Here is a 6,310-nt window from a genome sequence, read left to right as displayed (position 1 = left end):
AAAGCTAAAACTAATGCCTCCAATTAACATTCCCCAACCAACAACCAGGGTCGAGCCCCATTTTTTAAGGAGGTTTTGAGGTTGTAAAGTATAAAACGCTAATGCAAATGCAGAGCCTAGTCCCCAAAACAGTGCCCAACCAGTAATGGATAGTTCATTTATATTCCCATGTGTAACTAAAAGAAATGTACCTACAAGTGCTAAAGCAACAGCAAGTAACTCTTTATATGTAGGGATTTTTTTAAAACGAATGGCTATATAGCAAGTAATCATTACCGGTGCTAAATATTGCAATATCGTAGCAGTTGCTGCATTTGAGCTATTAATTGCCGCAAAGTATGTATATTGTACAGCTAGCATTCCTAAAATACTAAACAATAGTAAACTCAACATATCTTTTTTATTTTTCCAAATATCTACTATGTTCTTTTTTTCTTTCAATCTAGCAAGCATTAATAAAATAATTCCTGAAATCAGTAAACGAATAACGACTAACCATTCGGGGCTAAATCCGCTTCTTTGAAATAAGAATTGGGCAACTGTTCCAGATACGCCCCATAAAACCGCTGCGGTAAGTACAAGAAATATCCCTCTTGATCTTGAATATGATAATGCTATTTTATCAGAACTCATATAATCNNAACAAATAACTTAGTTGAATGTAATAGAAGAATCGTAACACACTTTAAATATTCAGAAAATATAAATCGTACTAAAGTGCATAATGAATTTTCCTTTTTCTGATTAGAATTGCTCGGAATGGAAAAATTGAACAGTATAAGACGTATTTAGGAGAAATATAAAAATGAAGGAAATTTATGAATGCATCATCATTGGAGGCGGTTTTGCAGGACTACAAGCTTCTATACAACTAGGACGATATAAACGGAAAACACTTGTGATTGACTCGAATTACGGACGCTCAACATACTGTAAAAGCTACCGTAATATTTTAGGCTGGCCAAGTGGGATTAGTGGACTACAATTAAGAGATCTAGGAAAGAAACAAGCGACTGAATATGGTATCTCATTTTTAGAAGATTTAGTGATAAACGTGCAAAAAAGTGATACAACCTTTGAAATCAAAACAAAAAAAGGCCTCACCTTTGATGCAAAGACAATTTTATTAGCAACGGGTCTATTAGATCGAATTCCTGATATTAAACATATTTTTGATTGTCTTGGCACGTCAATTTATGTATGTCCTGATTGTGACGGCTATGAAATCTCAGATAAGTCTGTATTAGTATTAGGAGCAGGTATTGCAGGAGCTAACATGGCATTAGAAATAAACTATTGGACGAGTAAAATTACTTATATTAACCATGATGGCGAAGAATTAGAAACTGATCTCTTACATCAACTTCGTCAAAAAGGGATTATATATCAAAAAGAAAGAATTATAGAAATCGTGAAAGACCAAGATTCAAATTTCAAAGGAATTACGCTAAAAAATGGTGAAATTCTATTAGCAGACCGCGCTTTTATTGGCTTCGGTGGAAATAAAATACATAACGAACTTGCAAAACAACTTGGTGTAGAATTGTTAAACAATAAACATGTCATTGTAAATCCTCGAACAAAAGAAACGAATGTCTCAAACGTATGGTCAGCTGGTGATCTTGTAGCACATTCCCAACAAGTCACCATTGCCATGGGTGAAGGTACTCAAGCAGCTGTTTGGATTCATAAGCGTCTACTAGAAATAAATTGATTGTTTATAAAGAAATTTCTAGCTGAATATCTAAAGGTTCTTTCTCATAAATTTTTTGATGTATCTCATCAGCGTAAGTACAACCTACTGATTGATAAAAATATTGTGATTCGATAGATGGGTGTGCTGCTATATATAGCTTTTTAGCACCCATCTGTTTTGCTTTTTCCTTGCATAAATGAAACAGTTTCTTACCAATTCCGTATTGTCTAAATTCATTAGAAACATGGATATAAGGTAATTCTAAGTATTGGTTATTACTTCCGAAAAATTGATTTTCAATATTAGCGAACCCTACTACATCATCTTGATGATAAGCACTTATAACTGCCCCACCTACTTTTAAACAATTTTGTAGAGTTTGAATCACTTGGATCTTTTTTTCTTCATTCCATTCCTCCACAAAATAATCTTCCTTTATTTTGTATTGTTGGCCATTCTTATACCAAACTTTATTCGTAATTTGATACCGATTAAAAGTCTTTAAAAATTGTAAATCCAATTCTTGTAATGTTAGAAAACGATATTGTATATTTATTTGATTCTCCATTTTTCTCCTCATTTTATGAACTTTATGAAACATTTCATTTAAATTGATTTTGCCATAATAATATTTGTAATTTCATACCCAATTTTCTCATAGAGCAAACGAGCAATTTTGTTATGACCAAATACATGTAGTTCCATTCTATTCATCCCTATTTCTTTTGCTTTTTGATCTATTTCATGCATTGCCTCTTTCCCATATCCTTTTCCTTGAAACTCATCAAAAATAACAAAATCATAAATATATCCTTCAGTTTTTCTTTGCGGAGTCGCTTGACCTAACCAGATTACACCAACCTTCTGATGATCTTTAAGAATCGAATAAATATAATGGTTTTCAGTTTTTTCACCATTTGGTAATAAATAAGTAAATTCTTTTTCAGCGCGTTCCAACGCTTCTTCTTCAGTCCAATTACTTGAAGCAACTTTCTCCTTCGCATAACCAATGATTGCTTGCTTAAAATATTCATCGAAATCTTTTTCGTTTATTAGGTTTAATGTCAACATGACCTGACCCTCCTCATATTTTAAAAAGCAACTTTACATATATTCTTTAGTTCAACAAAAAAACACTACTTCCTTTTACAGAAATAGTGCTTTATGAAAGAATTTATGTCATTAACATTAATTTATAAATGAGGAATGAGCATCGTTAACATGCTTATAAATGACAAAACAAAGGCTAATACAGGAATAATAATTCTTAGTGCAATTGATGGAAAATCAAATCTGAAGTATGTATCAACAACACATAAATAACTGCCGAGATAAATTAGCCCTGCTAATATACATCTGTAAATTTCTTTGTTGGTTAATATTTTTAAAGACTGTTGTAACAAATGTTGATCTAAATATATATGTACTAATTCAAACATCGAAAATAACAAAAAGTACAAAATAAATGCTTTTACATAATTAAAAGATTGAATGTTCTCTTGATCTTGATAAGATTGCCTTTTAAAAAAATGTTTTCTATGTCTTTCTTTTCTCGGAATAAAATGTTCATCCATTGGAGTACTTCCTTAATAAAAAATTTATTTACATACTTTTATTTTACCTAAAAATGCTTCTATTTAAAATATTTCAATATTATTTCCATTATATTTGTAAAATATAGTAAAAAATAAAATCAAATAAAATATATAACAAAAACACTAATCCCAACTGTTTCCGGTAGTTACATTTTTCTTTACTTTCTTCTTAGCACTTTCATATTCAATCATTTAGCTCCTCCAACATATTCATTCTTATAATATCTAATTACTGTTTGATCTTATCCAAATTATACCAAAATTTAACTTCTCACTAAACTTTTTGTTATACAAAAATAAAAAAGGATGTAGCGTACATATGTACATTACACCCTCATTAATTTTCTTTTATTTTTTTGTTCCTGTGTAAATATGAACTGCATCTCTTAAAAATTCTGCTGTTCCAGGCTGTACTTTATCATAGTATGCTGTAAATCGTTCATCATCTACATACATTTGCGCAAGACCTGCATGTGCTTCTTTACTGTATTGATTCCAGTAAAAAGATAACCATTTTTTATGCAAATCCGCTGCTTTTTGAGCTAAATCCCCTGCTGGATTCCCTGTTTTAAACGCTTCTGCTAAAGTTAATTCTAACTCTTTTGCAAGTCTCGTTACTTCTTCGTGTTGCTCTTTTGTCATATTTAATAATTTTTCATTCGATTCGTTAACAGCTTCGTCTCCGTATTTTTCACGTGCTTCTTTACCGTATTTTTTTTCATTTTCATCTATTAAATTTTGTTTAAAGCCTTCAAATTTCTCTTGATCTGACATCGTTATTCTCCCTTCGGTGGACGCAATCGATTTTTCTACATTTTCGATTAAAGCATCTAATTGTTTTCTCTTGTCAAGAAGTTGTTTACGATGTTCAATAAGCGCTTTGGCACCATCAAATGAAGGTGAACTAACTATTTCTTTTATATTCTCTAAACTAATTCCTAGCTCTCTATAAAACAAAATTTGCTGGAGTCGATCAACTTCTGTTTGACCATAAATTCGATATCCTGATGAATTGATTCTTGCCGGCTTAAGAATTCCAATTTCATCATAATATCTTAGAGTTCTAGTGCTAATCCCTGCTAATTTTCCAAGCTTTTGAACTGTATATTCCATGTACTTCTACCTCCTGACAACTTTACTTTACACCTTTACGCAACGTTAAAGTCAATTGAATTTCTAAACATTTTTTCAGTTTTTCATCATATTTTTGCATGCTATTAAAGATTGAAGTCAAAATAATGAGAAGAATAAAAGAAAAAGTAACATCAGGAGGAACTTACATTCATGAGATATCTCTTCACATGTATCGTTGTATTTTCACTTTTATTTGTTAGTGCTTGTACAAAAGAAAAACCTAATTTACACTCTCAACTTCAAAATGAAAGCCAAAAACAAAAAACTCATGAAAGCCCTCAGTCTTCCAAAAGAGACTTACAAAATATAGAGAAAATGAATGTATCGAGGAATAGGAATGCTGTTAAAACTGTCGCTCAACCATCGGCCGTTAATGTACTAGTAAATAAAAAATACTTTTTACCTAAAAATTATGTACCAAAAGATTTGGTTTATCCAACTGTTTCATTCATTTTTAAAGAGAAAATCGAAAAGCGTAAAATGAGAAAAGAGGCTGCTCTCTCTTTAAGCAAACTATTTACAGGAGCAAAAAAAGATAAAATTTATTTAAGTGGTGTTTCTGCCTATCGCTCATATGTAACTCAAAAGGCAGTTTTTAATCGATATGTAAAAGAGGATGGTTATGACAATGCAAGAAAATATAGTGCATTACCAGGTTCAAGTGAACATCAAACTGGTTTAGCGATTGACGTTAGTAGTAGTACCGGAAAATGTGCTGCCCAAAGTTGTTTTGCAAATACAAAAGAAGCAAAGTGGCTTCAATCGAAAAGTACGAATTATGGGTTTATCATTCGTTATCCTAAAGGGAAAGAATCAATAACAGGCTATAAATATGAACCTTGGCATATACGGTATGTTGGCGTTTCACTAGCCAAGCAAATGAAAAAAAGAAACATAACACTAGAGGAATATTACAATGTTTATCCAGTTTCAAAATAAAAAAATCCCCATTTGGGGATTTTTATTTACCTACAAATACTTGCATACCATTGTCTCCATTATATTGACCGCCACCTGGGACAGTGATATAACAAACAATTAACTTAAATGTTTTTTTAGAAGGGATATTTTCTTTGAAAGTTAATAGGAACGAATTATTATTTCCTTGTACTTTCGTGATTTTTACTTTATCATCTGTTAATGAATTTTTAGGGTATACAGTATCATTTTTACCAATTGAAGCAATTCCAGATGGTTTCATATCTCCACTTTGGATCCAATAATTCGAAGCTTTCGTACCAGCATTCAGATCAACAGGTCTGTCAAATGTCACTAATAATTGATTTGTTGACACTTGAAATAATTCCGATAACATGGGAACCTGTCTTTTCAATTGGTTGCTTACAATCGTGCTTGCTTCTTCACCCTCACTAACAATTTCTGCTTTCACTTCGTTTTGAGAAGGAATTTTTATTGAAATCATTAATAATGCAGTTGCGATCAAAATGATTAATTTCTTCATCCCATACCTCCACCATAAATTCTTTAAACACAATATATCCTTTGATAAAAAGTAAAAATTTATTCATAGAATCTTATGTATGTACACAAATACAATTAATTAGATATTCATTTTAATTTAAAACACAGGGCTTTCGACACGTGTAGCCTTCTTTTTTAATAGTAACTAGGGTAATTGCTATTTATCACAATCAAAAATTCGATATTAAAATTGCATTCTCAAGCAATTAATGGCAAACTAATGATAAATACTTCAAAGAGAGATGAATAGGTGTTAAAAATGATAGAAATTAAAACTTCCACACTAAGCGATGGAGAATTTAATCGTGGCGTCTTTGCTACTCGTGATATTTCTAAAGGAGAATTATTACATGAAGCCCCAGTAATAGCTTATCCTAATGATCAGCATGAACATATTGAGAAA

General features: G+C 31.3%; 9 protein-coding genes. 3 read left to right on the top strand and 6 right to left on the bottom strand.

Annotation, left to right across the window (positions count from 1 at the left end):
* The coding region (locus tag V7056_RS18005) for a DMT family transporter (protein WP_499703779.1) at positions 1–633 on the bottom strand (633 nt) is incomplete at its 3' end.
* A gap of 172 nt (positions 634–805) precedes the next feature.
* Between V7056_RS18005 and V7056_RS18000 the strand changes: the two genes are divergently transcribed.
* Entirely contained in the window at positions 806–1,714 is a 909-nt protein-coding gene (locus tag V7056_RS18000) for an NAD(P)/FAD-dependent oxidoreductase (protein WP_499703778.1), read from the top strand.
* Positions 1,715–1,718: 4 nt separating this feature from the next.
* Here the strand turns inward: V7056_RS18000 and V7056_RS17995 are convergent, their stop codons facing one another.
* From V7056_RS17995 to V7056_RS17980, 4 genes are all read right to left on the bottom strand, one after another.
* Positions 1,719–2,264, bottom strand: a complete 546-nt coding sequence (locus V7056_RS17995; RefSeq protein ID WP_499703777.1) for a GNAT family N-acetyltransferase — start codon at positions 2,262–2,264, stop codon at positions 1,719–1,721.
* 38 nt (positions 2,265–2,302) lie between these two features.
* A complete protein-coding gene (locus V7056_RS17990) occupies positions 2,303–2,767 on the bottom strand; it encodes a GNAT family N-acetyltransferase (protein ID WP_499703776.1) in 465 nt (154 codons plus the stop codon).
* A 122-nt stretch (positions 2,768–2,889) separates the two neighbouring features.
* Positions 2,890–3,270, bottom strand: coding sequence for a hypothetical protein (locus tag V7056_RS17985; RefSeq protein ID WP_499703775.1), 381 nt, complete (start codon positions 3,268–3,270; stop codon positions 2,890–2,892).
* A 369-nt stretch (positions 3,271–3,639) separates the two neighbouring features.
* Positions 3,640–4,404, bottom strand: coding sequence for a MerR family transcriptional regulator (locus tag V7056_RS17980; protein ID WP_499703774.1), 765 nt, complete (start codon positions 4,402–4,404; stop codon positions 3,640–3,642).
* A gap of 171 nt (positions 4,405–4,575) precedes the next feature.
* Between V7056_RS17980 and V7056_RS17975 the strand changes: the two genes are divergently transcribed.
* Positions 4,576–5,364, top strand: coding sequence for a M15 family metallopeptidase (locus V7056_RS17975; RefSeq protein WP_499703773.1), 789 nt, complete (start codon positions 4,576–4,578; stop codon positions 5,362–5,364).
* Positions 5,365–5,386: 22 nt separating this feature from the next.
* Here the strand turns inward: V7056_RS17975 and V7056_RS17970 are convergent, their stop codons facing one another.
* Positions 5,387–5,887: a hypothetical protein gene (locus V7056_RS17970; protein ID WP_499703772.1), complete on the bottom strand. Its 501-nt coding sequence runs from the start codon at positions 5,885–5,887 to the stop codon at positions 5,387–5,389.
* Between the two features lie 279 nt (positions 5,888–6,166).
* Between V7056_RS17970 and V7056_RS17965 the strand changes: the two genes are divergently transcribed.
* The coding region (locus V7056_RS17965) for an SET domain-containing protein (protein ID WP_499703782.1) at positions 6,167–6,310 on the top strand (144 nt) is incomplete at its 3' end.

Origin of the sequence: Bacillus sp. JJ664 (assembly GCF_036962205.1) — a bacterium.
Lineage (GTDB): Bacteria > Bacillota > Bacilli > Bacillales > Bacillaceae_G > Gottfriedia.
This window is presented reverse-complemented; position numbering and strand designations above follow the sequence as displayed.

Excerpts from the sequence above, each read along its gene's own strand:
- V7056_RS17990 (WP_499703776.1), bottom strand. The coding sequence starts at position 2,767 with ATGTTGACATTAAACCTAATAAACGAAAAAGATTTCGATGAATATTTT.
- V7056_RS18000 (WP_499703778.1), top strand. The coding sequence starts at position 806 with ATGAAGGAAATTTATGAATGCATCATCATTGGAGGCGGTTTTGCAGGA.
- V7056_RS17995 (WP_499703777.1), bottom strand. The coding sequence starts at position 2,264 with ATGGAGAATCAAATAAATATACAATATCGTTTTCTAACATTACAAGAA.
- V7056_RS17975 (WP_499703773.1), top strand. The coding sequence starts at position 4,576 with ATGAGATATCTCTTCACATGTATCGTTGTATTTTCACTTTTATTTGTT.
- V7056_RS17985 (WP_499703775.1), bottom strand. The coding sequence starts at position 3,270 with ATGGATGAACATTTTATTCCGAGAAAAGAAAGACATAGAAAACATTTT.
- V7056_RS17980 (WP_499703774.1), bottom strand. The coding sequence starts at position 4,404 with ATGGAATATACAGTTCAAAAGCTTGGAAAATTAGCAGGGATTAGCACT.
- V7056_RS17970 (WP_499703772.1), bottom strand. The coding sequence starts at position 5,887 with ATGAAGAAATTAATCATTTTGATCGCAACTGCATTATTAATGATTTCA.